The 23,933-nt window shown below is 33.2% G+C and carries 24 protein-coding genes; 11 read left to right on the top strand and 13 right to left on the bottom strand.

All coding sequences use genetic code 11. The annotated features are described in order from the left end of the window. Positions 1-3: 3 nt before the first annotated feature. The 5 genes from AAEO57_RS03275 (at position 4) to AAEO57_RS03255 (ending at position 5,264) form a co-directional block, all read left to right on the top strand. The gene (locus tag AAEO57_RS03275) at positions 4-1,548 is read left to right on the top strand and encodes a peptide MFS transporter (protein WP_341689436.1); all 1,545 of its coding nucleotides are present in this window, start codon (positions 4-6) and stop codon (positions 1,546-1,548) included. Positions 1,549-1,553: 5 nt separating this feature from the next. Then, positions 1,554-3,359, top strand: coding sequence for a peptide MFS transporter (locus AAEO57_RS03270; RefSeq protein WP_341689434.1), 1,806 nt, complete (start codon positions 1,554-1,556; stop codon positions 3,357-3,359). 46 nt (positions 3,360-3,405) lie between these two features. After that, a complete protein-coding gene (locus AAEO57_RS03265; RefSeq protein WP_341689432.1) occupies positions 3,406-3,873 on the top strand; it encodes a thioredoxin family protein in 468 nt (155 codons plus the stop codon). Between the two features lie 221 nt (positions 3,874-4,094). After that, positions 4,095-4,547: a thioredoxin family protein gene (locus tag AAEO57_RS03260; protein WP_341689429.1), complete on the top strand. Its 453-nt coding sequence runs from the start codon at positions 4,095-4,097 to the stop codon at positions 4,545-4,547. A 261-nt stretch (positions 4,548-4,808) separates the two neighbouring features. Further along, on the top strand, positions 4,809-5,264 hold the full coding sequence (locus AAEO57_RS03255; RefSeq protein ID WP_341689427.1) for a thioredoxin family protein: 456 nt from the start codon (positions 4,809-4,811) through the stop codon (positions 5,262-5,264). Between the two features lie 4 nt (positions 5,265-5,268). Here AAEO57_RS03255 and AAEO57_RS03250 read toward each other — a convergent pair whose 3' ends face one another. The 5 genes from AAEO57_RS03250 to surE are packed head-to-tail and all read right to left on the bottom strand — an operon-like array spanning position 5,269 to position 10,055. Further along, entirely contained in the window at positions 5,269-7,305 is a 2,037-nt protein-coding gene (locus tag AAEO57_RS03250; RefSeq protein WP_341689425.1) for a ComEC/Rec2 family competence protein, read from the bottom strand. A gap of 47 nt (positions 7,306-7,352) precedes the next feature. After that, complete coding sequence (locus AAEO57_RS03245; RefSeq protein ID WP_341689422.1) at positions 7,353-7,835, bottom strand: C40 family peptidase; 483 nt, start codon at positions 7,833-7,835, stop codon at positions 7,353-7,355. Between the two features lie 10 nt (positions 7,836-7,845). Beyond that, positions 7,846-8,964 carry a lipid-A-disaccharide synthase gene (gene lpxB, locus AAEO57_RS03240; protein WP_341689420.1) on the bottom strand — a complete coding sequence of 373 codons (1,119 nt, stop codon included), beginning with the start codon at positions 8,962-8,964 and terminating at the stop codon, positions 7,846-7,848. Between the two features lie 46 nt (positions 8,965-9,010). Beyond that, positions 9,011-9,283: a hypothetical protein gene (locus AAEO57_RS03235; RefSeq protein WP_341689418.1), complete on the bottom strand. Its 273-nt coding sequence runs from the start codon at positions 9,281-9,283 to the stop codon at positions 9,011-9,013. After that, positions 9,276-10,055, bottom strand: coding sequence for a 5'/3'-nucleotidase SurE (surE, locus tag AAEO57_RS03230; protein WP_341689416.1), 780 nt, complete (start codon positions 10,053-10,055; stop codon positions 9,276-9,278). Before surE ends, AAEO57_RS03235 begins: the two co-directional genes overlap by 8 nt. A gap of 196 nt (positions 10,056-10,251) precedes the next feature. On the opposite strand from surE, the gene AAEO57_RS03225 reads away from it, so the two are divergent. Together AAEO57_RS03225 and AAEO57_RS03220 are read left to right on the top strand one after the other, a co-directional pair. Further along, entirely contained in the window at positions 10,252-12,435 is a 2,184-nt protein-coding gene (locus AAEO57_RS03225; protein WP_341689414.1) for a carboxy terminal-processing peptidase, read from the top strand. Between the two features lie 71 nt (positions 12,436-12,506). Beyond that, positions 12,507-13,286 carry a DNA/RNA non-specific endonuclease gene (locus AAEO57_RS03220; protein WP_341689412.1) on the top strand — a complete coding sequence of 260 codons (780 nt, stop codon included), beginning with the start codon at positions 12,507-12,509 and terminating at the stop codon, positions 13,284-13,286. On the opposite strand, the gene rpe is transcribed toward AAEO57_RS03220, so the two are convergent. The 8 genes from rpe to AAEO57_RS03180 all read right to left on the bottom strand — a co-directional run bounded on the left by rpe (position 13,263) and on the right by AAEO57_RS03180 (position 20,277). Continuing rightward, positions 13,263-13,925 (bottom strand): ribulose-phosphate 3-epimerase, encoded by a 663-nt coding sequence (rpe, locus tag AAEO57_RS03215; RefSeq protein ID WP_341689410.1) that lies wholly within the window; start codon positions 13,923-13,925, stop codon positions 13,263-13,265. The genes AAEO57_RS03220 and rpe overlap by 24 nt on opposite strands. Positions 13,926-14,123: 198 nt before the next feature. Continuing rightward, entirely contained in the window at positions 14,124-14,987 is an 864-nt protein-coding gene (locus AAEO57_RS03210) for a sigma-70 family RNA polymerase sigma factor (RefSeq protein ID WP_007804760.1), read from the bottom strand. Between the two features lie 348 nt (positions 14,988-15,335). Beyond that, positions 15,336-17,480, bottom strand: coding sequence for a polyribonucleotide nucleotidyltransferase (locus tag AAEO57_RS03205; RefSeq protein WP_341689406.1), 2,145 nt, complete (start codon positions 17,478-17,480; stop codon positions 15,336-15,338). A gap of 160 nt (positions 17,481-17,640) precedes the next feature. Further along, complete coding sequence (gene rpsO, locus AAEO57_RS03200; protein WP_008466503.1) at positions 17,641-17,907, bottom strand: 30S ribosomal protein S15; 267 nt, start codon at positions 17,905-17,907, stop codon at positions 17,641-17,643. Between the two features lie 125 nt (positions 17,908-18,032). Continuing rightward, on the bottom strand, positions 18,033-18,194 hold the full coding sequence (locus AAEO57_RS03195; protein WP_341689401.1) for an energy transducer TonB: 162 nt from the start codon (positions 18,192-18,194) through the stop codon (positions 18,033-18,035). 32 nt (positions 18,195-18,226) lie between these two features. After that, positions 18,227-18,985, bottom strand: a complete 759-nt coding sequence (locus tag AAEO57_RS03190; protein WP_341689399.1) for a toxin-antitoxin system YwqK family antitoxin — start codon at positions 18,983-18,985, stop codon at positions 18,227-18,229. 112 nt (positions 18,986-19,097) lie between these two features. Continuing rightward, positions 19,098-19,787, bottom strand: coding sequence for a toxin-antitoxin system YwqK family antitoxin (locus tag AAEO57_RS03185; RefSeq protein WP_341689397.1), 690 nt, complete (start codon positions 19,785-19,787; stop codon positions 19,098-19,100). Between the two features lie 34 nt (positions 19,788-19,821). Then, positions 19,822-20,277, bottom strand: a complete 456-nt coding sequence (locus AAEO57_RS03180) for a GAF domain-containing protein (protein ID WP_341689825.1) — start codon at positions 20,275-20,277, stop codon at positions 19,822-19,824. 72 nt (positions 20,278-20,349) lie between these two features. On the opposite strand from AAEO57_RS03180, the gene xrtF reads away from it, so the two are divergent. The 4 genes from xrtF (at position 20,350) to AAEO57_RS03160 (ending at position 23,884) form a co-directional block, all read left to right on the top strand. Then, positions 20,350-20,886, top strand: a complete 537-nt coding sequence (gene xrtF / locus AAEO57_RS03175; RefSeq protein WP_341689396.1) for an exosortase family protein XrtF — start codon at positions 20,350-20,352, stop codon at positions 20,884-20,886. Beyond that, positions 20,876-21,322: an exosortase F system-associated membrane protein gene (locus AAEO57_RS03170; protein WP_341689395.1), complete on the top strand. Its 447-nt coding sequence runs from the start codon at positions 20,876-20,878 to the stop codon at positions 21,320-21,322. Before xrtF ends, AAEO57_RS03170 begins: the two co-directional genes overlap by 11 nt. 46 nt (positions 21,323-21,368) lie before the next feature. After that, positions 21,369-21,761 (top strand): HYC_CC_PP family protein, encoded by a 393-nt coding sequence (locus AAEO57_RS03165; protein ID WP_341689394.1) that lies wholly within the window; start codon positions 21,369-21,371, stop codon positions 21,759-21,761. A 116-nt stretch (positions 21,762-21,877) separates the two neighbouring features. Next, a complete protein-coding gene (locus tag AAEO57_RS03160; protein ID WP_341689393.1) occupies positions 21,878-23,884 on the top strand; it encodes a TonB-dependent receptor plug domain-containing protein in 2,007 nt (668 codons plus the stop codon). Positions 23,885-23,933: the final 49 nt, after the last annotated feature.

The following is a 23,933-nucleotide window of genomic DNA, read 5'->3' as shown; positions in this document are numbered from 1 at the left end:
TTTATGACAAATATCTCGGCAAACAAGGAAGAATTTTTTGGACATCCAAAAGCACTTTTTATATTGTTTTTCACGGAAATGTGGGAACGGTTTTCATTTTACGGAATGAAAGCATTATTAATTTTTTATTTAACGCGTTACCATCTTTTCACTGACGTAAACGGAAATCTGTTAATAGGAAGTTATGCTGCATTAGTGTATGCAGTTCCAGTAATTGGAGGTTTTATAGCTGACCGGTATTTAGGTTTTAGAAAAGCAATCGTATTTGGCGGAATAATGTTGGTATTAGGTCATTTAGGAATGGCTTATGAAGGAAATGCTGCTACACAGTCAGTTACTGGAGAAATTACACGGGATGATGTCGCTTTACAGATATTTTATTTTTCACTTTCTTTAATAATTGTGGGTGTTGGTTTTCTTAAGGCCAATATTTCATCTTTGGTAGGTGAATTGTATGAGGTTGGAGATAAAAGAAGAGATTCCGGATTCACTCTGTTTTATATGGGTATAAACCTAGGCTCTTTTTTGGCGACTTTAATTTGCGTATGGCTTGGAGAAAAATATGGATGGAGTTACGGATTTGGTGCTGCAGGTGTAGGGATGTTTTTTGGTTTATTGACTTTTATTTCAGGAAGAAAATTATTGAAAGGAAAAGGGGAATCAAAAGTACCGGAATTATTAGAAAAAAAATCTTTTGGTTTAAAAATCGAATGGATTATTTATGCTGTGAGCGTTTTGTCGGCTTTGGTTTTTTGGCAAATGGTTCAGCGTCATGAAGTGGTTTCTTATTCATTAATGATTGCTGGAGCAGCTTCGTTTGTTTATATCATTTATTATAGTATTACGCAATTAGATAAAAAAGCCAGAGAACAATTGATTGCTTTGACCATTTTGATTGTTTTTACAGTGATTTTCTGGGCATTATTCGAACAGGCTTACACATCATTAAATTTATTTGCTGACAGGATTTTAGACAGAGACTTTTTTGGGCATACTATTTCTGCAGGACAGTTTCTAAGTTTTAATGCTTTATTTATTATATTATTAGCTCCTGTTTTTGCCTGGTTATGGGTGAAACTTGGAAAATATAATCCAAATACAGCCGTGAAATTTTCTATGGCTTTATTGCTTGTAGGATTGGGTTTTGGTTCGTTGGTTTTAGGGATTAGTTTGTCAGGGCTTGGAAAAGTAGCCATGATTTGGTTAATACTTACTTACTTTTTACATACATGTGGTGAATTGTGTTTGTCTCCTGTAGGGCTTTCTGCCGTAACAAAATTATCGCCTTCAAAAATTGTAGGTTTTATGATGGGAGTTTGGTTTTTAGCTACGGCAAGTTCTGAATTTATAGCATCAATTTTGGCAAATATAGCATCCGTTGATACTTCTAATGGTACGGCTCCTGACTTAAATTTAGCAAAACAAAGTTACTTAGTGCTTTTTGAATATCTTTTTTATACAGGTATTGGTTTTGGAATTGTCTTGTTCGCCCTTTCACCAGTAATTAAAAAATTAATGCACGGAGTTGATAAAGAATTAAACAATTAATATAGATGAGTCAGAACAATACAGATCAATTTTTTAAGAGTACCGTTTTAGGACATCCTGCCGGTTTATTCGTTTTATTTTTTACAGAGATGTGGGAGCGTTTTTCATTTTACGGAATGCGTTCACTATTGATATTATTTTTAACCACTTCTTTTGTAGATGGCGGCTGGGGATGGACTCGTGAAAATGCTTCTGCGCTTTTCGGTTCTTATGTAGGGTTGGTTTATCTGTCTACCATGCTTGGAGGTTATTTTGCCGATAAAGTAATTGGTTTTCGCTGGGCTGTTGTAGTCGGCGCAGTTTTAATGACCTTGGGACATGCTTCTATGGCAGTTGAAACAGAATTTTCTATCTACCTTGGTTTAGTATTATTGGTTTTTGGGAATGGTTTTTTTAAACCAAATATGACTTCTATTGTTTCAGAAATGTACAAAGACCGTCCTGAAAAGAAAGACGGAGCTTACACTTTGTTTTACATGGGTGTGAATGCCGGTGCTTTTTTCGGAATTCTGCTTTGTGGTTATTTAGGAGAAAAGGTAGGCTGGAGTTATGGTTTCGGTTTGGCAGGAATTTTTATGTTCTTCGGAATGTTGCAGTTTTGGCTGTCTCAAAATATATTTGGAGATATTGGTTTAAAACCTAACAAAGAAAGTAAAGCAAAAGCTGAGGCTTTAGATACAGACAAAAGGAATCCTTTTTCACCATTGCAATTGGCGGCAATAGCATTTTCTTCAATTGTAGCGTTATTATGGCTTGTAAATGATCCTGCAGCAAAAATATCAGGAGGAAAAGTAAATATTTTTTCTTTCCTTGGGGATAACGGAAATTCAATTGCGATACTTTCTGCATTGATTGTTTTTATTGTTTTGTTGGTGTACAGATTTACTCAATATTCTAAAATTACTAAGGAAAAATTAATAGCAGTAACTTTCTTCGCTTTTCTGACAATCTTTTTTTGGGCCATTTTTGAGCAGTCTCCAAACAGTTTGACCATTTTTGCCAGCGATTATACGGATCGTGTTTTGGTTGGAAACTGGAGTGTAATATTTTTAGTCGTGAATTCATTAATTACGATTTTACCTTTGGTTATTATTACTTGGGTTTTAATTTTATTGTTTAAACAGACTTTTAAATTATATGCTATAGCTAATATTATTTTGAGTATTAGTTTTGTTATTATTTGGGCAATAGCAATCTGGATGCTGGTTAAAGATTACTATACCGCAGGGTATTTAACGTTATCAGATACAACATTGCAAGCTTTAAAAATTGATAAGGTTACGGCACCTCTTACTGAAGTTCCTGCGACATGGTTTTCTACTTTAAATTCATTGTTTATCATTTCGTTGGCTCCATTATTTTCTAAATGGTGGGAAAGTAAATACAATCCTTCTGCAAATTTAAAATATGGTATCGGAATGGGGTTACTTGCATTAGGAATGGCTTGTGTTGCTTTTGGTGCAAATGGTATCGAGCCGGGTGCAAAAACAGCTTCGGTAAGTATGATCTGGCTGATTCTGGTTTATCTTTTTCATACAATGGGAGAGCTTTGTATTTCTCCGGTTGGACTTTCGTACGTTAGTAAATTAGTTCCCGCCCGTATGATTGCCTTTATGTTTGGGGTCTGGTATCTGGCTGTAGCAATCGGAATGAAAGGTGCAGGTATGTTTGGAGAGAACATTGATAAAATTGCCAATGAGCATGGTTTAAGTTATTTCTTTTGGATGCTGACTATTATATCAATTTTGGTTGCTTTATTTTCAATTTTGATGACGCCTGTCATTAAGAAATTAATGCATGGTGTGAGATAACCAGCGGTATTATTTTTTATTTAAATTTGAAGAAAATTAAAATCAAATGAAAAAAATATTTATACTAGCATTTTTTATAATAGGTTCATTTGCTGTAGAAGCTCAGGAGCTGAATTGGCATACAGATGTCAGGGAGGCAATTGCGATAAGCAATAAGGAAAAAAAACCTTTGATGATGTTTTTTACTGGTAGTGACTGGTGTGGTTGGTGTATTCGTTTGCAAAATGAGGTGCTAAAAACGCCTGAATTTCAAAAATGGGCAAAGGAAAATGTGATTTTGGTTGAATTGGATTATCCTAAGCGAACTGCTCAGACTCCGGAAATTAAAAATCAAAATACTGAATTACAGCAAGCTTTTGCAATTCGTGGGTATCCAACCGTTCATTTTGCAACTGCAGAAAGTAAAGATGGAAAAGTAAACTTTAAAGGTCTGGGAAATACCGGTTATGTAGCCGGTGGGCCAACAGCATGGCTGGCAGTAGCCAACGGAATAATTAAAACCCAAAAAATGTAAAAATCATTTTTAAGAAATAATGAAAATCCTCTCACGACAAAAGTGAGAGGATTTTTTTTTGTGTAAAGAGGAAAGTTTTAAGGTTTATTTTGTTAAATATTGTATTTTGATAAAATATTAGAATAAAAAAAACACATTATATATTTTTAGTAGTAAAAAATCTTGTAGAATTAAAATATAATGTTAATTTCGTTTTGCTAACTAACCAAATCTTTTATACTATGATTAAAAAACTACTTGTACTAATTATCTTTTTGGGAGCAATAAGTTCAAACGCACAAAATTTAGTCTGGAAAACAAGTATGGATTCCGCTATAGCTGCCAGTAATGAAGAGAATAAACCAATGTTGATTTTTTTTACTGCTTCAAGTGCTCCAAATAATCTTCAAAATGAAGTTTTTAAAACACCGGATTTTGCTGTCTGGTCAAGAGATAATGTTATATTGGTTAAACTGGATTTATCTGATATGAATGCGTCTGATACTGATAAAGAGCAAAATGTAAAACTTAAAAATGCATTCGGTGTGGAAGATTTGCCAGAAGTGTGTTTTGCAAGTGCTTCAATCAGAAAAAATAAAACAACATTTCAGGCGCTTGGGAAAATTGGGTACAAACCAGGAGGAGCCAAGGCATGGATTGCGGAATCAGAAGCTATTTTACACCCAAGTGAATAAACTTAAATAAAAGCTTTTACTTTATTTGTACAACCCTTTTTGGCAATTGCTAAGGAGGGTTTTTTGTATAAATAAGGTTAAGAACAGTTGAATTTTTTGAATTTTAAAGCGCTAAAAATTTAATTTAATTTAAAATTTTAGTCATAAATAATTAATCCCATTTTAATACATTTTGCATATGACATTTGTTTTTAAAAATGGACTTTTGATGTTTATTTATATTAATTTAGTTTTTTAAATACAACCGAAAAACAATTTAATATGAGCCGAAAATTACTTATTCCATTATTTTTTTTGATTAGCATTTCAATGAAACCGCAGGGATTAGATTGGAAAACCAACATTACCGATGCAATAATTCTAAGCAATGAAGTAAAAAAACCTATACTTATTTTATTCACATCAGCAGATGCACCGGAAGATTTGCAAAATGAAGTTTTTAAAACTGAAGATTTTGAAAAATGGTCCCGTAAAAATGTTGTTTTACTTAAACTTGACTTTTCTGAGACAGAAGAATCAACCGAAGAAAGAGATCAGAATATTAAATTAAAAAGAGCCTTTGGAGTTCAAAATTACCCAGAAGTTTACCTTGCAAAGGCATTTGTAAGAAATGATGAAAGAGCTTTTAACATATTAGGCAAATTGCCTTATAATTTGGGCGGAGTAGATGGCTGGATACACGATTCTGATTTAATATTGAATAAAAGTTATAATTAATTACTTAGTTTAATTTGTAAAATCCTTTTTCACTAATACTGTGAAAAGGGATTTTTTGTTTTTGACAGGTTGTTTTCCAAAGTTTTTGAATTGAATAAGAATTGGATGCGTCTGAAATGATTATTTTAGGATGTAAATTTTTTAAAACACGATCCAGATTAATTTTAGGAGACTGAATTAATAGTAGGATATCTGGCTGTATCTTTTTAGGATAAACTCCTGTACTGTCAATAATATAAATCTTTTTATTGTTAAAATATAAAGTGTTTTTAACTTTTAGAGTCTTTTTTAAATGACTAAAATTACCCGTCAGATAGGAATTTAAAATAGTGTTTTGTGGTGATTTTTTAAAAAAGCTGTCAGTACAAAAAAGGGTAACCTCTTTTCCGCTTCTTTCCGAAATAATTGTTTTTTTCTTCACGTTGTACACAATGATTTCTTTATGGTTTTGTATTTCTTTCTTGGTGAAAATAAATGATAACTGCAGTATGATGACAGCACATAGAACTGCTGTTAATTTAAAAAAATGAGGTCTTTTTATCCAGATGATACTAAGAATTATACATAAATAAAACGAAAACAGATAGTAGCTGTTAAAGCTAATGTCTCTGATTACAAAAGAATCAAAGGAAGCAACAAGGTGAATAATTTTATTTAGGATATAAATGCTTTTTTCTAAAATTTGAATAAAAAATAACGGGACAATATTAAAAATGGTCAGGACCATTACAACTATCCCCACAATCATCACGATAAATAAAACCGGAATGATAAGGATATTTGTTACAAAAAATAATCCTGGAAATTGGTGAAAATAGTATAAACAAAGTGGCAAGGTTCCAATTTGTGCTGCAAACGAAACACTGAGAACATTCCAGATATGCATCATTATTTTATTTTTAGGATTCCATGTATCTTTCAGGAGAGGATGCAGCCAAAAAATAAAAAACAGAGCAAGATAACTTAGCTGAAAACCGACATCAAATAAAAAATAAGGCTCAAACAGTAATATTAAAAGCAGTGAGACCAATAAGGTGTGATAGCTGTTATCACCCCTGCGCAAATGATTTCCAACTGCCAGAAATGAAAACATTACAACCGAACGCAAAACAGAGGGAGATAGACCCGAAATTACAGCGAAAATAAACAACGATGCTAATATGGCGGTCAGTTTTATAAAAGAACCTTTACGGGTGTTACCAACAGGTTTTAAAATAAAATTAATAATCAGCATTATAAATCCAACATGCAGTCCTGAAACAGAAAGTATATGTGTAGCACCCGAAAATTGATAATCCTGAATAATATCTGCTGCTATTTCTTGCCTTTGTCCTAAAATGAGAGCCAGAGCTACATTCATTTCGGTAGGGTTAAAATGTTGCTTGTTAAGATTGCTTACAATTCTTGAATGTAATTTTGCAGAATAATACCAAATATCCTTTTTTATTGTTTTGCTAATACGGATTTCAGATTTTGTGACATAAACCTGTGCATAAATCTGCTTGTCTTTTAAATATTTACTGTAATCAAACTGATTTGGGTTTTTGGGAGAATTGTTGTTTTGTAAAGTAGTTTTTAAACGGATTATATTTCCGATTGAAAGTAAATTGGGGAAACTGTCTTTTTGAATATTTACTATAATTCTTCCTGAATAATGTTGATCTTCAATTTGGCTAATTTGAGCGATGTACCTGTCATTGTAATCATTGCTTTTTAATTTTTCGCGTAAACATAGTGTTATTTGTTGTGGGTTTTCAAAAGCTTTTTTACAATGCGTATAATTTGTTTTGTGTAATGATTCTGTGTGGAAAAGCACTGTTAGGCAACCAACGAAAAAGGAAAGCAAATAAGTATTCAGACTAAAAAGCAGGATAAATTTTTTCTGATTTCGTGATAAAAAGTAGAAAACTGTAAACAAAAATAATAAGGTAATTACAGCAGAATTTATAAAAAATAAACTGAGCTGTAGGTAATAAGTTGTCAAAATGCCGATTATAAAGCAAATTGTAATTTTAGTTAGAGGGAAATTTAATACTTTCATGATATAAAAGTATTAAAATAAAGTAAGAAAAATATTATTTATTAAATTTATTCAAGTATTCTTTTAATCTGAACATACGAATTTTTATAATAAGCTTCTTTTGTTGAAGAAATTATTACTCCTTTTGAAGTGGATGAGTGAACGAATTTTATTTCTTCGCGATTCACTTCTGTAATAAGTCCTACGTGGTTAATTTGTTTACTTTTATTGGTTTTAAAGAAAATCAAATCGCCCTTTTTGGCATCGTCAAACGGAATTATTTTCCCGATTTTAGATTGCTCATAAGAACTCCGCGGCAGTTTTATATTTTCTGATTCAAAAGTAGAGAAAACCAATCCCGAACAATCAAAACCAGCTCTGGTAGTGCCAGATGCTTTATAGGGTGCGCCAATATTGTTTGTAGCAATCTTAATCAGGTTGTTTATAATACTTTTTGTTTCAGGTTTAGACTCTTTGGTAGCTGAAGTCGTACCAGTTTTGCATGATACAATGAGGATAATAAGTAAAATCAGTACGACTATTTTTTTCAAAACGATAATTTTATTGTTTTTGTAAATCGGCTATAATGAGCTTAGCAGTATTCTTGCTGGCGCCGGTTCCTCCAAGTTTTTGTTCAAGAGCGTCGTATTTTTTTAATAACTCCTGACGGTAATCCTGGTTTAATAATTTCTGGAGCTCTTCCTTGATTCTTTTGGTGTTGCAGTCGTTTTGAATTAACTCGGTTACAACTTCTTCATCCATAATTAAATTGACCAGTGAAATGTATTTCAAGGTAATAATGCGCTTTGCAATCTGGTACGATGCCCAACTTCCTTTATAACATACGACTTCAGGGACTTTAAAAAGTGCTGTTTCTAAAGTAGCTGTTCCCGAAGTTACCAAAGCAGCTGTCGAAGAACGTAACAAATCATAAGTTTTGTTTGAAACAAATTTGATGTTTGGGTTCGAAATAAACTGTTGATAAAATTCAAAATCCTGACTAGGTGCTCCGGCAATTACAAACTGATACTCTTTAAAATCATCGACAACACTTAGCATTACACTTAGCATTTTGATGATTTCTTGTTTGCGGCTGCCTGGTAAAACGGCAACAATTGGTTTTTCGCTTAAATGGTTTTCTTTTCTGAAAATAGCTTCGTCAAAAGTAGGCTGATTGTGAATAGCGTCAATTAAAGGATGTCCTACAAAGTCAACAGGAAAATGGTGTTTGTCTTCATAAAAACCTTTTTCGAAAGGCAAAATCACAAACATTTTATCTACATCGCGTTTAATTGCTTCGATCCGGTTTTCTTTCCATGCCCAGATTTGAGGTGAAATATAATAATGAGTTTTATAATGTAATTCTTTTGCCCATTTTGCAATTCGCATATTAAATCCGGGATAATCAATGAAAATGATTACATCCGGCTGAAATTCTGAAATATCCTTTTTGCAGAATTTAATATTATTCAAAATGGTTTTTAAATTGAAAAGCACCTCGACAAAGCCCATAAAAGCCAATTCACGGTAATGCTTCACAAGAGTTCCTCCTGTTTTTTGCATTAAATCGCCGCCCCAAAACCTAATTTCTGCATTTGGATCTTCCTCATATAACGCTTTCATCAAATTAGATCCGTGTAAATCGCCTGAGGCTTCACCGGCAATAATATAATATTTCATAGGTAGATTGTGTTTTTAAGAAATAATCGCCTGCAAAGATAATAACTTAAACCAGCAATGTGGAAATTGCCAAAGCAATCACGGCCAAAATGACCCCGCCAGCCATAAATTCTTTATCTTTTTTTAATAAAAAAGCGAAAACAGCAAGATCCAGAGTTGTACCTATAGTTATCACTTTTCCTAAATAGCCATTTTCTCTGATTGCCTGAATTCCGGATAGTATATCAAATTTTGTAAAAAAGGCAATAAACAAATAACTTCCAAGCAAAGAAGTAAAAATGCCTATTATGAAACCTAAAAAGATGTCTTTTTTATTCATTTAAATTCCAAGTATTGAGTTGCTGGATACTATGATGTGCTGTCAGGTCAAACTGAACAGGAACTACAGAAACATATCCGTTTTCCAGTGCCCATTCATCTGTGTCATTTCCTTTGTCCTGATTAACGAATTCTCCCGAAAGCCAGTAATAGTCTTTTCCAAAAGGAGTTTGGCGTTTATCAAATTTCTCTAACCACATCGCCTTTGCCTGTCTGCAAATCTTTATTCCTTTGATTTCTTTTTCTTTTAACTTCGGGAAGTTAACATTTAATATGACGCCTTCCGGTAATTTTTTTTCTAAGGTTTCTAAAACTATTTTTTTGACGAATGATTTAACCGGTTCAAAATCAGCATTCCAGTTGTAATCCAGTAATGAAAAGCCAATAGCGGGTATTCCCTCAATTCCCGCTTCAACAGCTGCACTCATTGTTCCTGAATAAATTACATTGATAGATGAATTTGATCCATGATTGATTCCTGATACACATAAATCAGGTTTTCTTTTCAATATTTCATGAACGGCTAATTTTACACAATCTACAGGGGTTCCTGAGCAGCTATATTGTATTACAGAATCATCTTCCTTTGAAATTTTATCCAGATATAAAGTATTGTTTATTGTTATGGCATGCCCCATCGCACTTTGAGGTTTGTCTGGTGCTACGACTATGACATCGCCAATAGTTGCCATAATATCTATCAAAGTTCTGATTCCGGGAGCAGAAATGCCATCATCATTGGTTACTAATATTAAGGGCTTTTTGTTTTTCATAGTAAGAATTAGGAATAAGATTTTAAAGACAAATGTAGGAACAGATTTTCGTAGAATGGTAACAAATAAATTAAAATTTGTCAACTAAATTATACAAGCTATTTGCGATTCAAAGATTTTTATATCTTTAACAAAAAATTATAGTAGACTTGGCTTTATTGACTTGATTTTTGCTATAACTTAGATAAAAAAATTGATGAATGCTATTATTAAATTTATGAAACGAAATTATAAAATCCTCATAGCTGTATTATGCTTGTCTGTAACGTTGTTTGCATTCAAAATAAATGCAGATAAAACAGTAGATCCGGACCCAAATAAAGACAAGATGCTTTTGGAGCTGCTGGCATTTGTTATAGAAAAAGGACATTATAACCCGCCTCCTATAGATGATGCGTTTTCAAAAGGTATATTTAAGGATTACATTGAGGCACTTGATCCTTCGAAACGATTTTTCCTTCAGTCTGATATTGATGAATTTAAGCAATATGAGCTAATGCTGGATGATCAGTTTGTAAATAGAGATTTGACGTTTTTTAATCTGACATACACCAGATTGATGAAACGTATGGAAGAAAGCAAAAAAAGGTATAAAGCAATTTTAGCACAGCCATTCAATTATAATATTGAAGAGACCTTTAATGCAGATTATGAGAAAATTCCTTATGCAAAAAACACGGCCGAAATAAATGAAAGATGGAGAATGCAAATTAAATTATCAACTCTTTCGTCTTTGGTAACAAAACAAAAATTAGAGGAAGATAAAAAGAAAAGTGACGCTTCATACAAAGTAAAATCTTTTGAAACTTTGGAGAAAGAAACAAGAGAAAGCTCTTTAAAATCTTTGGATGAGTCTTTTGGGAACATAAAAGATTTGGACAAAGCTGACTGGTTTTCTGTTTATGTAAATGCAATAATGACTCGTTTTGACCCACATACAAGTTATTTTGCGCCAGAAGAAAAAGATCGTTTTGATGTAAATATTAGTGGTAAATTAGAAGGGATTGGAGCACGTTTGACTAAGAAAAATGATTTCACCCAGATTGATGAGCTGATTTCAGGAGGGCCTGCATGGAAAGGAAAAGAACTTGAAGCCGGTGATTTAATTTTAAAAGTGGCACAAGGTAACCAGGAACCTGTAGATGTTGTGGGGATGCGTCTGGATGATGTTGTGAAGAAAATTAAAGGACATAAAGGAACCGAGGTAAAACTGACAGTAAAAAAAGTAGACGGTACTATTAAAGTTATTTCAATCATCAGAGATGTTGTTGAAATTGAAGAAACGTATGCTAAATCTAGTATCGTTGAGAAAAACGGATTAAAATACGGGGTAATTTATTTGCCTAAATTTTATATAGATTTTGAAAATAAAGATGGAAGGGATGCCGGCAAAGATATTGCTTTGGAGGTTGAAAGACTGAAAAAAGAAAATATCAGCGGAATTGTTCTTGATGTACGTGATGACGGAGGAGGATCTCTTTCTACAGTAGTCGATATTGCCGGATTGTTTATTGAAGAAGGACCAATTGTTCAGGTAAAATCTGCTGGAAAAATGAAAGAGGTTTTATATGATAAAGACAAAAAAATTGAATGGAGCGGACCTTTGGTAATTATGGTAAACAGTTTTTCTGCTTCTGCTTCAGAAATATTAGCAGCTGCAATTCAGGATTACAAACGCGGTGTAATTATCGGAAGTAAACAAACTTATGGTAAAGGGACGGTTCAGACTGTTATAGATTTAAATCAGTTTGTGCGTAACAGTGAATATGGAGATTTTGGAGCATTGAAAGCAACTGCTCAAAAATTCTATAGAATTAACGGAGGTTCAACTCAATTAGAAGGTGTAAAAAGTGACGTGGTAATGCCGGATCGTTATGCGTACTTAAAAATGGGTGAGCGCGATATGGATAATGCAATGCCTTGGGATAAAATAGATCCTGCAAATTATAATGTTTGGAATTCTAACGAAAACTTTAATCAGGCAGTAGCAAATAGTAAACTTAGAATTGCTCAAAATCCTCAATTCAAATTGATAGAGGATAATGCAAAATGGATCGATCTTAAGAATAAGGAAAACACATATAGTCTGAATATTAAAAGCTTTAAAGCTACACAGGAGCAGGTAGAAAGTGAAGGCAAGAAATATAAACCTATTGCAGATTATAAAAATAATTTAGTTTTTAAATCATTGCCTTATGAAAATCTGGAAATGGATAAAGATGCTTCATTAAAAGAGAAAAGAGAAGCATGGCATCAGGCTTTATCAAAAGATGTGTATGTTGAAGAAGCTCTAAATGTATTGGATGATTTACAGCCTAAGGGTAATAATAAACAGACCAATTCTACCAAATTAAAAAGAGACAAATTAGTTAAATCCTAATTTTTAAAATAGTATAATTCAAAGGCTCCATATTTTATTTTATGGAGCTTTTTTTTGATTGATAGTTTGATATGAAAAAAACATTTTTTTTATTTTTAAGTACACTATTTCTGATTTCCTGTAAAGATCAAATTCAGGAAAAACAAATGCTTTTGGTACAAAATACTTTTGTTTCGCCATTACAAAATAGTACTCAGGCAAATTATTCTGTAGCTTATTTGCCCATCTCGACTACAAAGCAGATAGTAAAACACGATTATTATACACTGTCTTACAATGAAAAATTTGAACAGGCGGAGTGGGTGGCTTATGAATTAAAAAAAGAATATTTAAAGAATAATGATTTTAAAAGACCTTATTTTATAGAAGATCCTAAAGTGACAACAGGTTCTGCTGACTGGCGGAATTATAAGAAGTCAGGTTATGATAAAGGGCATCTTTGTCCTGCGGGAGATATGGAATTTGATAAAAAAGCATATGATGACACATTTTACACTTCAAATATTTCGCCTCAGAACCATGAGTTTAATAGTGGTATATGGAACCGTTTAGAGAATAAAGTCCGTTATTGGGCTGAAAAGTATAATAACGTATATGTTGTTACAGGTGGAATTTTGAAGGATTCAGATAAAAAAATAGGAACAGAAGAGGTTTCTGTTCCTAAATATTTTTATAAAATTGTTTTAACTAAATTAGGGAAAGAACATAAAGCAATTGCTTTTTTGATTCCGAATGAAAAAAGTCAAAAAGGAATTTATGAGTTTGTTGTTCCTGTGGAGACTTTAGAAAAAATGACCGGAATTGATTTCTTTCCTAATTTGAAAAACTTAAAAAGCAGTAAGGGCTTTTAAATCTGCAATAGTTAGTGTTGGGTTTTGTGCTTTAAAAACAAAACTTCCGGCAACTAAAACATCAGCTCCTGCTTCTACTAATTGTTTTGCATTTTTATTGGTTACGCCGCCATCAATTTCAATCAAAGTCGAAGCATTTTTTTTGATAATTAAATCTTTAAGTTTTTTAATCTTGGTGTATGTGTTTTCTATAAAAGATTGTCCTCCAAAGCCAGGATTCACACTCATAATACAAACTAAATCAATGTCGTTTATTACATCTTCTAATAAATCAATGTTTGTGTGAGGGTTGATGGCAACTCCAGCTTTCATTCCTTCAGCTTTAATAGCTTGTAAAGTTCTGTGAAGATGCGTGCAAGCTTCATAGTGTACAGTTAAATTATTAGCTCCTAAATCTGCAAAAGTTTTGATATAGCGGTCAGGGTCAACAATCATTAAGTGTACGTCTATTGTTTTTTTTGCGTGTTTTGAAATAGCTTCCAAAACCGGCATTCCAAAAGAGATATTCGGAACAAAAACTCCATCCATAATATCAATATGAAACCAGTCAGCCTCGCTGTCATTGATCATTTCGATATCACGTTGTAAATTAGCAAAATCAGCTGCAAGAACAGAAGGAGCAATAAGAGTGTTTTTCATTGTGTGTAGTGGTGTTGTGTTATTTTTTTGCAAAGGTAATTATAAAAAATAAAAAACTCCGGTAATCAGCCGGAGTTTCAATCATCAATCAAAAAACGAACAGTCAATCAAACTGTTGTTTGCGTTACAAAGGTTTCATGTTTCATGTGTCAAGTTACAAAAAGCAACCTGAAACTTTAAACCTGAAACAAATATTGTTTATCCTAAATATGTTTTAAGGATTTTACTTCTGGAAGTGTGTTTTAGTCTGCGGATTGCTTTTTCCTTAATCTGACGTACACGCTCACGGGTTAGGTCGAAAGTTTCGCCGATTTCTTCAAGAGTCATTGGGTGTTGATCGCCAAGACCAAAATACAAACGAACAACATCGGCCTCTCTTGGAGTTAATGTTTCTAATGAACGCTCAATTTCAGTACGTAATGATTCGTGAATTAACTCTCTGTCAGGATTTGGAGATTCTCCGGATCGTAAAACGTCATAAAGGTTAGAATCTTCACCTTCAACAAGAGGTGCATCCATAGATAAGTGACGCCCAGAGTTTTTCATAGACTCTTTTACATCATTTACAGTCATGTCAAGTTCTTTTGCAATTTCCTCAGCAGAAGGCGGACGTTCGTTAGACTGCTCTAATAACGCATACATTTTGTTGATTTTATTGATAGAACCAATTTTATTTAATGGTAAACGAACGATACGTGATTGTTCTGCCAATGCCTGAAGGATCGATTGACGAATCCACCATACAGCGTAAGAGATAAATTTGAATCCACGGGTTTCATCAAAACGTTGTGCTGCTTTAATCAAACCTAAATTTCCTTCATTAATTAAATCAGGAAGAGTTAATCCTTGATTTTGATATTGTTTAGCCACAGATACTACGAAACGTAGGTTGGCTTTTGTTAGTTTTTCTAATGCTCTTTGATCACCAGCCTTTATTCTTTGTGCTAATTCTACCTCTTCATCAGCGGTAATTAGGTCAACTTTTCCAATTTCTTGTAGATATTTGTCTAACGATGCAGTTTCACGATTGGTTACCTGCTTGGTGATTTTAAGTTGTCTCATGTTGTTGTCTCCCTATTTTTTTAAAGTGTACAAATGGTTATACGTAAGAAGTGTCAAAAAAGTTACAACGAATAATATTTTTTTTTAATATAAATCTATCTCGGTATTTATTTTGTCAGCAAAGTAATCAATTTGGTTAAAGAATAAAATTTCAGATCTTTAATATCAGGTAGCCTAAAACTTTTAAATTAATATGAAACAGATCAGATTTCGTTAATTATCAGTGATAATTGTTTGTAGTAGCAGAAGCATACTAAGTTAGTTTAATGTACAGTTTTAATCGAAAAACCCCAAACTCAAATAAATGAATTTGGGGTTTTCTATGAATAAACCTTTAGTAAGATTAGATTACTCTTTTTTCTCCTCACGTGGAGGTCTTGGAACAAGCGCTTTTTTAGACACTTTTTCTTTTTTAGTTTTAGGGTCAATTCCCAGGTATTTCACTTGGAAAATATCTCCCATTTTAACTACATCAGCAACGTTTTCAGTACGTTCCCAAGCTAATTCAGATACGTGAAGTAATACTTCGTTTCCAGGTGCAGCAGTATATTCAACTACAGCCCCAAAATCAAGCATTTTGATTACTTTTACTTCGTAAGCTTCTCCAACCTGAGGTTTGAAAGTTAATGCATCAATTTTAGCCAATACTGTTTTGATTCCTTCTGGATCAGTTCCTAAGATTTCAACAACTCCCTGTTCGTCAACTTCGTTGATTACGATCGTAGTTCCAGTAGCTTTTTGTAATTCCTGAATTACTTTTCCACCAGGTCCAATTAATGCTCCAATAAAGTTTCCAGGGATAGTTCTGGTAATGATTTTTGGTGCGTGAGCTTTAACATCTTCTCTTGGAGTAGCGATAGTTTCAGTTAATTTTCCTAAAATATGCAAACGCCCGTCACGAGCCTGAGCCAAAGCCTGTTCCATAATGTCATAACGTAAACCATCAATTTTGATGTCCATTTGACAAGCTGTAATACCGTCAGCTGTTCCGGTTACTTTAAAGTCCATATCTCCTAAGTGATCTTCGTCTCCTAGGATGTCAGACAATACAGCAAATTTCTCACCGTCAGTAATCAATCCCATAGCAATACCAGAAACTGGTTTTACCATTTGAACTCCAGCATCCATCAAAGCCATTGTTCCGGCACAAACCGTTGCCATAGAAGAAGAACCATTAGATTCTAAAACTTCAGAAACAACACGAATTGTATAAGGACAATCAGCAGGAATCATATTTTTTAAAGCTCTTTGAGCTAAGTTACCGTGACCAACTTCTCTTCTTGAAGTTCCTCTTAAAGGTTTTGCTTCACCAGTCGAGAAAGGAGGGAAGTTATAGTGTAAGTAGAATTTCTCTTCACCTTGTTCAGATGGAGAGTCGATTTGGTTGGCTTCTCTGGAAGTTCCTAAAGTTACTGTAGCCAAAGCCTGAGTTTCTCCACGTGTAAATAAAGACGATCCGTGTACAGATGGTAAATAATCAGTCTCGCACCAGATTGGTCTGATTTCAGTAGTTTTTCTTCCGTCAAGACGAATTCCTTTTTCAAGAATTACGTTACGAACAGCTTCTTTGTTTGTTTTGTAAAAATATTTTCCGACTAAACCGGCAAGATCTGCATTTTCAGCATATTCTTCTTCTGTAAATAAAGCTTTTGCTTCTTCTTTTACTGCAGCAAATTTTTCACCTCTTTCTGATTTTCCAGAAGCTTCTTGTGCAATTGCATAACATTTATCGTATGCAGCAGCTTTTACTTTAGAATAAACAGCTTCGTCTTCAACTTCACCTTCGTAAGTTCTGTATTCCTGAGAGCTAATTTTTGCTCTTAATCTTTGTTGCGCTTCAATTTGAACTTTAATAGCTTCGTGTGCAAATTTAATAGCCTCAATCATTTCAGCTTCTGAGATTTCTTTCATCTCACCTTCAACCATGGCAACAGAATCTAAAGAAGCTCCGATCATCATGTCGATATCAGATTTTTCTAACTCTTCTCTGCTTGGGTTGATTACTAATTTTCCGTCGATACGTGCAACACGTACTTCAGAAATTAAGTTGTAAAATGGAATGTCTGAAACTGCTAATGCTGCTGATGCTGCTAAACCAGCTAATGCGTCTGGCATAACATTGTCGTCATGAGACATTAACTGAATCATAACCTGAGTTTCAGCGTGATAATCGTCTGGGAAAAGCGGACGCAATACACGGTCAACTAATCTCATTGTTAATACTTCGCTGTCGCTTGGTCTTGCTTCTCTTTTGAAAAATCCTCCTGGGAAACGTCCTGCAGCAGCAAATTTTTCGCGGTAATCTACCGTTAATGGTAAAAAGTCAACACCCGGGTTAGATGTTCTTGCAGAAACTGCTGTTGCCAAAAGCATACAGTTTCCTAAACGTACAACAACAGAGCCATCGGCTTGTTTTGCTAATTTACCAGTTTCGATTGAGATGCTTCTTCCATCTCCTAAATCGATAATTTCTTGTGAAACTTGTGGAATCATAAATTTTCCTTTTTGATTATACAATGGGTTTTAGTTGTGTTGTAGTTGTTGTGTGTAGTTGTTGTTATCTAAAACCCAATGAAAAACCAAACTTTTTTTCTTGTAATGCCTGTAACGTAAAAACAAAAAGAGGCACTTTCGCACCTCTTTTCGATATTGATTATTTTCTGATATTCAATACTTTAATGATCTCACGATATCTGTTGATATCTTTCTTTTTCAAGTAGTCCAACAAAGCTCTTCTTTTACCTACTAATAGTACAAGAGAACGCTCAGTGTTGTAATCGTGACGATTTTTTTTCAAATGTTCAGTTAAGTGAGAAATTCTGTAAGTGAACAATGCAATTTGACCTTCTGCGCTTCCAGTGTTTGTTGCACCACCGTGTTGTGCGAAAATCTCTTCTTTCTTTTCTTTAGTTAAATACATTCCAATATTATTTTAATGATTTTTATGTATGTCAATACAACTTTTGTAAGACGGGTGCAAAATTACTATTTATTTTTGGAATTGCAAGATAAAGGAGAATTTAAATTTTTCACTGCAGAGAAAGCTTACATATTGGTTGAGCTTTGAATAGTGATTGGTAATGTATATTGACATCTCACTTTGATTCCTCGGATTTCTCCGGGAATCCATTTTTCAGCATTTGTTATCACTCTTATGGCTTCTTCATCAGTGCCGTATCCAAAACTTTTTATTGTTTTTGGTTCCACTAGCTGGCCTTCCGTGTCAATTATAAAACTAGTTATGACTTTACCGTTGACACCTGGGGGGTACATTGTATTTGAAATTTCTTCCTATTATATGCGTAAAATTTCTGTAATCCGTATTTAGGTTCAGGTTTTTTCTTTATCACAGTATAATTGTGGGTTACTTTTGCATTGTCAATGCTAATGCCTGATACTAATTTTTGATTTTCATAGTTTTCACTAAAAGTATATTCTGCTTTTTTGTCATAACCGACCCAAATGCCATCTTTAAATCCGTTTTTTACTTTTCCGGAAGCAAAATATTTTTCACCAGTTTCTTCATAATCACCATTACCGTCTTTTACTTTTTGTTCTCCCTTGCTGTTCCAAAATTGATTGACTTTGTATACAGATGTCTTTTTTTTCTCTTCAACAATATATTCTCCTTCTTCTTTTAAAATTCCGTTTTCATACCATTTTGTTTCCTTCCCGCTTAAATGATTGTTAACGTAATTTGAAACAGATTTTTTACTGCCGTTTTCGTAATAAAAGATAAACTCTCCTGTTTTGGAGTCGCCCTCTTTTGTTTTAGATAATCCTTCTTTTTCTAATATGCCGGATTTATAATAATCGCTGACTTGATAAGTATCGGGGTTTTTAGAGTAATACCCATTTATAACTCTGTAATATTTATGGTTTCCCTGAGAGGTTTTTTGCCATAGAGAGTCGAGATAGAGGGTTTTGATGTTAGAAGTTACTTGTGAAATAACTAATTTAGGGATTAAAAATAGCATCCAATACAAAATCGGTTTCATAAGGTATAATGTTAGTTAGAAAACGAAAGTAGTATTTTTAAGACGATTTAGCAATTTTTGTATTGCGCAAAATATTTTAAGTGTAGTGAATTGAAATTCTATAAATTTAGTTTTACTTCTGTCCTTTTTTGGCGATTTGTTTTGGGGATAAAGATGTATAAGCCGTTTTTACATTGTTTTCGTCTACACTTATTCCGGAAATTAAAATTCCCTTATCGTAATTTTCAGTAAATGTTATTTTACGTAAAGAATCAGTTCCCTGCCAAATTCCCTGTCTAAGGCCGTCTTTAACAGATCCTTTTTGTGTTGTAAATTTATCTGTTTCTTCATAATCTCCGTTTCCCTCAATTACGGTTTGTTTTTTATTTTCATCCCAATAATTAAGAATCAAGGTTTGTGTGGTTTTTGTTTTGGGATTCCAGATGTTTTGTTTTTCAGATTTTTTGCTTTGGTTTTCATACCAATTGATTTCTTTGCCAGATTTATGATCCTCAGAATAGTTTACAACTGCTTGTTTTGCTCCGTTTTTGTAATAATAAATAAACTCTCCGTCTTTTTTTAAAACATCTCTGTCTAAAGTAGAACCTGTCATTTTCTTTCTTCCGTTTTTGTAAAAATCAGTGACAACATAGCGGATGCTTTTTTGTGAATAGTTGGTAATAACTCTGGTGTAACTGTAGTTCTCGGGTGTGGCTTCGCAGTTAAGCGAATCAAGAAATATTTTTTTTGAGACAACATTAATTTGTGCAAATAGATTTACTGAAAGTATTAAATGGAGTAATATGAAAACGCTTTTTTTCATTCAGGTCTATTTTTTACAATAAAAATAGGGACTTCTAAAATAATTTGGCAACTTCCTGATTTACAAATTCTAAAAATCGTTCGTCAGCTTCCGTAAACGGATCTATGATGTGGCTGTCAATGTCAATTTGCCCAATATTTACACCGTTTACAAATAAAGGTACAACAATTTCTGATTTTACAGTAAAACTACAGGCAATATAATTGTCCTGAGCAGAAACATCCGGAACAACAAAATTGGTATTGCTTTCGGCAACCTGACCACAAATTCCTTTTCCAAACGGAATCACAGTATGGTCTGTTTCAGCTCCTACATAAGGTCCTAAATGCAATGTTTTATTTTCGTGATTGGCGAAATAAAATCCAACCCAATTGTAATATTCAATGTTTTTGTTTAGTAACTGACAGATTGCCAGTAATTTTTCATCTCTGTTTGTATCTGCATCAGCCACAATAGCTGCTATTTTTGGTTCTAATTCCTGAAATGTCATCATGTAAAAATTTTATACAAAAGTATTTAAAGCAAAACTCAAAAAATACATAAATTTGAAAAAAAATCCCTCTTGAAAAAATATTTAGTACAATTTAAACCCTTCCTTATTTTTATAGGGACATTTTTTGCCGCTTATATTTTATTTACACTAGTTTATAAATATTATCTGGACAGCTTTGGTTCAGATGGTATTGACGGAATAACCGTTGTTGTTGGTTCTAATGTCAATTGGTTGATGAGTATTTTTAATTATGATGTATTGGTTCAGAAAAGTTTGTGGGGTTCTTATCTGGAAGTCTGGTATAATAATGTGAATGTTGTTAGAATTGTAGAAGGGTGTAATGCTGTAAGCGTAATGATTTTGTTTGTTTCGTTTGTACTTGCTTTTTCCGGAAAGCTTAAAACGACTTTGTTGTTTATTTTGTCAGGAATTCTTTTTATTTATATTTTAAATGTAGTCAGAATTGCGACATTAACCATTTTGATGTTTCGTTTTCCCGAAAAAGAACATCTTTTGCATGGAGTTCTTTTTCCTTTGATTATTTATGGATTGGTTTTCATTTTATGGGTTATATGGGTAAATAAATTTTCAAAATATGCTAAATAAATTTTCCGGAAATAAATTCAAAATTAGTATAAGCATTTTGATTATTTTGTGTTTAGGAAGTATTCGGGCTTTGGAAAACCAATTGTTTTACGATCCTTTTCTCGTTTATTTTGATTCAGATTTTAAAGGAATCCCTTTTCCTGTGACAGATAATTTTAAACTTTTAACAGGGCTTTTGCTTCGTTATACCTTAAATACAGTTTTGTCGTTAGCGCTTATTTATGTTTTATTTAGAGATGTTGAAATTCTAAAGTTTAGTACATTTTTGTATGCCTTTTTTTTAGTGCTGCTTTTAGGAATGTTTTTTAGTATACTTAAATATTTTCCCGATGCAGGCTGGCTGCTTTTTTATGTAAGAAGATTTATCATTCAGCCCATATTTGTGCTGTTGTTTGTTCCTGCTTTCTATTATCAGCAACAAAATCTTAAAAAATAACATTTTATTTAGCTTTTATCCGGACTTTTTTAAATAGTTTTGCACTATGAATTTAAAGAAGTGCACCGGAATATTTTTAGCTTTCCTTTTGTTGGTTTCCAACATCGGATTTGCTTTTGATGTGCACTATTGCGGAGGAAAGATTGCTTCCGTTTCATTAAGTACTACAGTTTCTCCTGAAAAAAAATGTTGTGGAGATAAAGAAAAAAAATCTTCCTGTTGTAAAGACAAGGTATTTAAATTCGAAAAGAAATCAGATGATGCAACTTTTAAGGTTTTCTTTTTTCAGTTTGCATTTCCGGCAGTAATTCAGCAATACAATTTAGTTGAGTTTTTGTCTGTTCCAAATTTTAAGAACAGTCAGAACATTTCGTATTATGCTGATGCAAATGCACCCCCCTTATTTAAATTATACAATCAATACATTTTTTATTCCTGATTTTAATGTTTAGAATCAAGCCGTTTTTTGTGGCTTGAAACGTGTTGTTTTAATATTTCTTAATTATTTGAGAATCTTTAAAACAGAAATTTCTAAATAACATTAAAATCTTTTTTATGCAAAAAAATATCATGCTTTTTGTGGTGTTTTTGCTTTCTGTTTCTGCGTTTTCACAAGAAGACTTAGAGGAAGTGAAAATTACTAAAAAGCAAAAAGGACTTAAAAAATCCTATACCCTTACAGCCAATACAACACTCATTACAAGCAAAGAACTTTTGAAAGCAGCGTGCTGCAATCTGGCAGAAAGTTTTGAAACCAATCCGTCAATTGATGTGAATTTTTCTGACGCCTTAACAGGAACCAAGCAAATAAAAATGTTAGGTCTTACAAGCCCTTATCTGATGATTACCGAAGAAAATATTCCTTCGGTTCGTGGGGCTTCCCAGGCTTACGGATTATCTTTCACGCCCGGGACCTGGATTGAGAGTGTTCAGATTACCAAAGGAGCCGGAAGTGTAATTAACGGATATGAAAGTATTTCGGGACAAATAAATACGGAGCTTTTAAAACCTCTAAGCGATATTCCGTTTTTCCTTAATGCTTACGGATCTACCGATGCCCGTTTTGAGCTGAATACACATTTCAATAAAAAACTGTCTGATAAATGGGCAACAAGTCTGTTTGTTCATGGTAATGCGCGTGTAGCAAAAAACGATATGAATGATGACGGTTTTTTGGATAATCCGTTAGGAAAACAAATCAATGTTTTAAATCGTTATCAGTATTATAATCCCGAAAGCGGTTTGGTAAGTTTTATCAATTTCAGATATATGAATGATGAAAAACAAACCGGAGAAGTTGATTTTGATAAAGACCGTGATCGCGGAACTACAAATCATTGGGGGTCAGAAATAAATACAGAACGTTTTGAAGTATCGACAAAAATTGGTTATGTTTTTAAAGATATGCCATATCAGAGTATTGGTTTTCAAAATGCTTTCAATAGTCATAAACAAGATTCTTATTTCGGACTGAATCAATATAATATTAAACAAGATAGTTTTTATTCGAATTTAATTTTTAGTTCGATTATTAATAACACCATGCATAAATTCACAACGGGTCTGAATTTTACTTACGATCAATATCAGGAATTGGTGTATGTAAATAATTATAACCGAATTGATAATTCCGTTGGGGCATTTTTTGAATACACCTATGATAACACAGATAATTTTAGTTTGATTTTGGGTGGAAGGGTAGATAATCACAACCGTTTAGGAACTTTTGTGACACCTCGACTGCATGTAAGATACAATCCGTGGAAAAATGGAGTAGTTCGTTTTTCTGCAGGAAGAGGAAAACGTTCAGCTAATATTTTTGCAGAAAACCAACAGCTTTTTGCAAGTTCAAGAACTTTTTCCATTTTGGATAACAGCGGAAAAATTTATGGATTGAATCCGGAAATTGCATGGAATTACGGAGTGAGTTTTTCTCAGAAATTTAAGATTTTCAATAAAAACGCAGAAGCAGGTTTTGATATCTACAGAACCGATTTTCAAAATCAGGCCGTTGTTGATTTGATGCAGAGCCCTCAGGAAGTTTTGTTTTATAATCTAAAAGGAAGCTCGTTTGCAAATAGCCTTCAGTTTGAGTTTAATTATGAACTGATTCGTAACCTGAATTTGAGAACCGCTTATAAATATTATGATATTCAGACCGATTATTTAAGAGGAACTTTTCAAAGGCCATTACAGGCAAAACATCGTTTTTTAGGCAATCTGGAATATGAAACTACACTTAATGATGATAAGCAATGGAAGTTTGATTACACCTATAACTGGTCAGGGAAACAGCAATTGCCTTACACCGCATCAAACCCTGAGGCAGATCAGTTTCCGGAATTTTCACCGTCTTATGCAGTGATGAATGCTCAGGTTACGCGTGTTTTTTCTTCGGTTTTCGAGGTGTATATTGGGGGTGAAAACATTGGGAATTACAAACAGCAAAAAGCAATTTTGGGTGCAGATGATCCTTTTGGTCCTAACTTTGATGCTTCAATAGCATACGCACCTATTTTTGGTCAGATGTATTATGCAGGTTTACGATTTAAAATAAAGTAAATAACAATTATCAATTTCAAAAATCAATTACAATAACAATAAATTATTT

It is taken from the genome of Flavobacterium calami, assembly GCF_038290035.1.
In the GTDB taxonomy this organism is placed as follows: Bacteria; Bacteroidota; Bacteroidia; order Flavobacteriales; family Flavobacteriaceae; genus Flavobacterium; species Flavobacterium calami.
Note: the sequence above shows the minus strand (reverse complement) of the source record. Positions and strands in the feature narration are given on the sequence as shown.

What these genes read in the sequence shown, in the direction of transcription:
- AAEO57_RS03275 (WP_341689436.1), top strand. Translation starts at nt 4, where the DNA reads ATGACAAATATCTCGGCAAACAAGGAAGAATTTTTTGGACATCCAAAA.
- AAEO57_RS03270 (WP_341689434.1), top strand. Translation starts at nt 1,554, where the DNA reads ATGAGTCAGAACAATACAGATCAATTTTTTAAGAGTACCGTTTTAGGA.
- AAEO57_RS03265 (WP_341689432.1), top strand. Translation starts at nt 3,406, where the DNA reads ATGAAAAAAATATTTATACTAGCATTTTTTATAATAGGTTCATTTGCT.
- AAEO57_RS03260 (WP_341689429.1), top strand. Translation starts at nt 4,095, where the DNA reads ATGATTAAAAAACTACTTGTACTAATTATCTTTTTGGGAGCAATAAGT.
- AAEO57_RS03255 (WP_341689427.1), top strand. Translation starts at nt 4,809, where the DNA reads ATGAGCCGAAAATTACTTATTCCATTATTTTTTTTGATTAGCATTTCA.
- AAEO57_RS03250 (WP_341689425.1), bottom strand. Translation starts at nt 7,305, where the DNA reads ATGAAAGTATTAAATTTCCCTCTAACTAAAATTACAATTTGCTTTATA.
- lpxB (WP_341689420.1), bottom strand. Translation starts at nt 8,964, where the DNA reads ATGAAATATTATATTATTGCCGGTGAAGCCTCAGGCGATTTACACGGA.
- AAEO57_RS03235 (WP_341689418.1), bottom strand. Translation starts at nt 9,283, where the DNA reads ATGAATAAAAAAGACATCTTTTTAGGTTTCATAATAGGCATTTTTACT.
- surE (WP_341689416.1), bottom strand. Translation starts at nt 10,055, where the DNA reads ATGAAAAACAAAAAGCCCTTAATATTAGTAACCAATGATGATGGCATT.
- AAEO57_RS03225 (WP_341689414.1), top strand. Translation starts at nt 10,252, where the DNA reads ATGAATGCTATTATTAAATTTATGAAACGAAATTATAAAATCCTCATA.
- AAEO57_RS03220 (WP_341689412.1), top strand. Translation starts at nt 12,507, where the DNA reads ATGAAAAAAACATTTTTTTTATTTTTAAGTACACTATTTCTGATTTCC.
- rpe (WP_341689410.1), bottom strand. Translation starts at nt 13,925, where the DNA reads ATGAAAAACACTCTTATTGCTCCTTCTGTTCTTGCAGCTGATTTTGCT.
- AAEO57_RS03210 (WP_007804760.1), bottom strand. Translation starts at nt 14,987, where the DNA reads ATGAGACAACTTAAAATCACCAAGCAGGTAACCAATCGTGAAACTGCA.
- AAEO57_RS03205 (WP_341689406.1), bottom strand. Translation starts at nt 17,480, where the DNA reads ATGATTCCACAAGTTTCACAAGAAATTATCGATTTAGGAGATGGAAGA.
- rpsO (WP_008466503.1), bottom strand. Translation starts at nt 17,907, where the DNA reads ATGTATTTAACTAAAGAAAAGAAAGAAGAGATTTTCGCACAACACGGT.
- AAEO57_RS03190 (WP_341689399.1), bottom strand. Translation starts at nt 18,985, where the DNA reads ATGAAACCGATTTTGTATTGGATGCTATTTTTAATCCCTAAATTAGTT.
- AAEO57_RS03185 (WP_341689397.1), bottom strand. Translation starts at nt 19,787, where the DNA reads ATGAAAAAAAGCGTTTTCATATTACTCCATTTAATACTTTCAGTAAAT.
- AAEO57_RS03180 (WP_341689825.1), bottom strand. Translation starts at nt 20,277, where the DNA reads ATGACATTTCAGGAATTAGAACCAAAAATAGCAGCTATTGTGGCTGAT.
- AAEO57_RS03170 (WP_341689395.1), top strand. Translation starts at nt 20,876, where the DNA reads ATGCTAAATAAATTTTCCGGAAATAAATTCAAAATTAGTATAAGCATT.
- AAEO57_RS03165 (WP_341689394.1), top strand. Translation starts at nt 21,369, where the DNA reads ATGAATTTAAAGAAGTGCACCGGAATATTTTTAGCTTTCCTTTTGTTG.
- AAEO57_RS03160 (WP_341689393.1), top strand. Translation starts at nt 21,878, where the DNA reads ATGCAAAAAAATATCATGCTTTTTGTGGTGTTTTTGCTTTCTGTTTCT.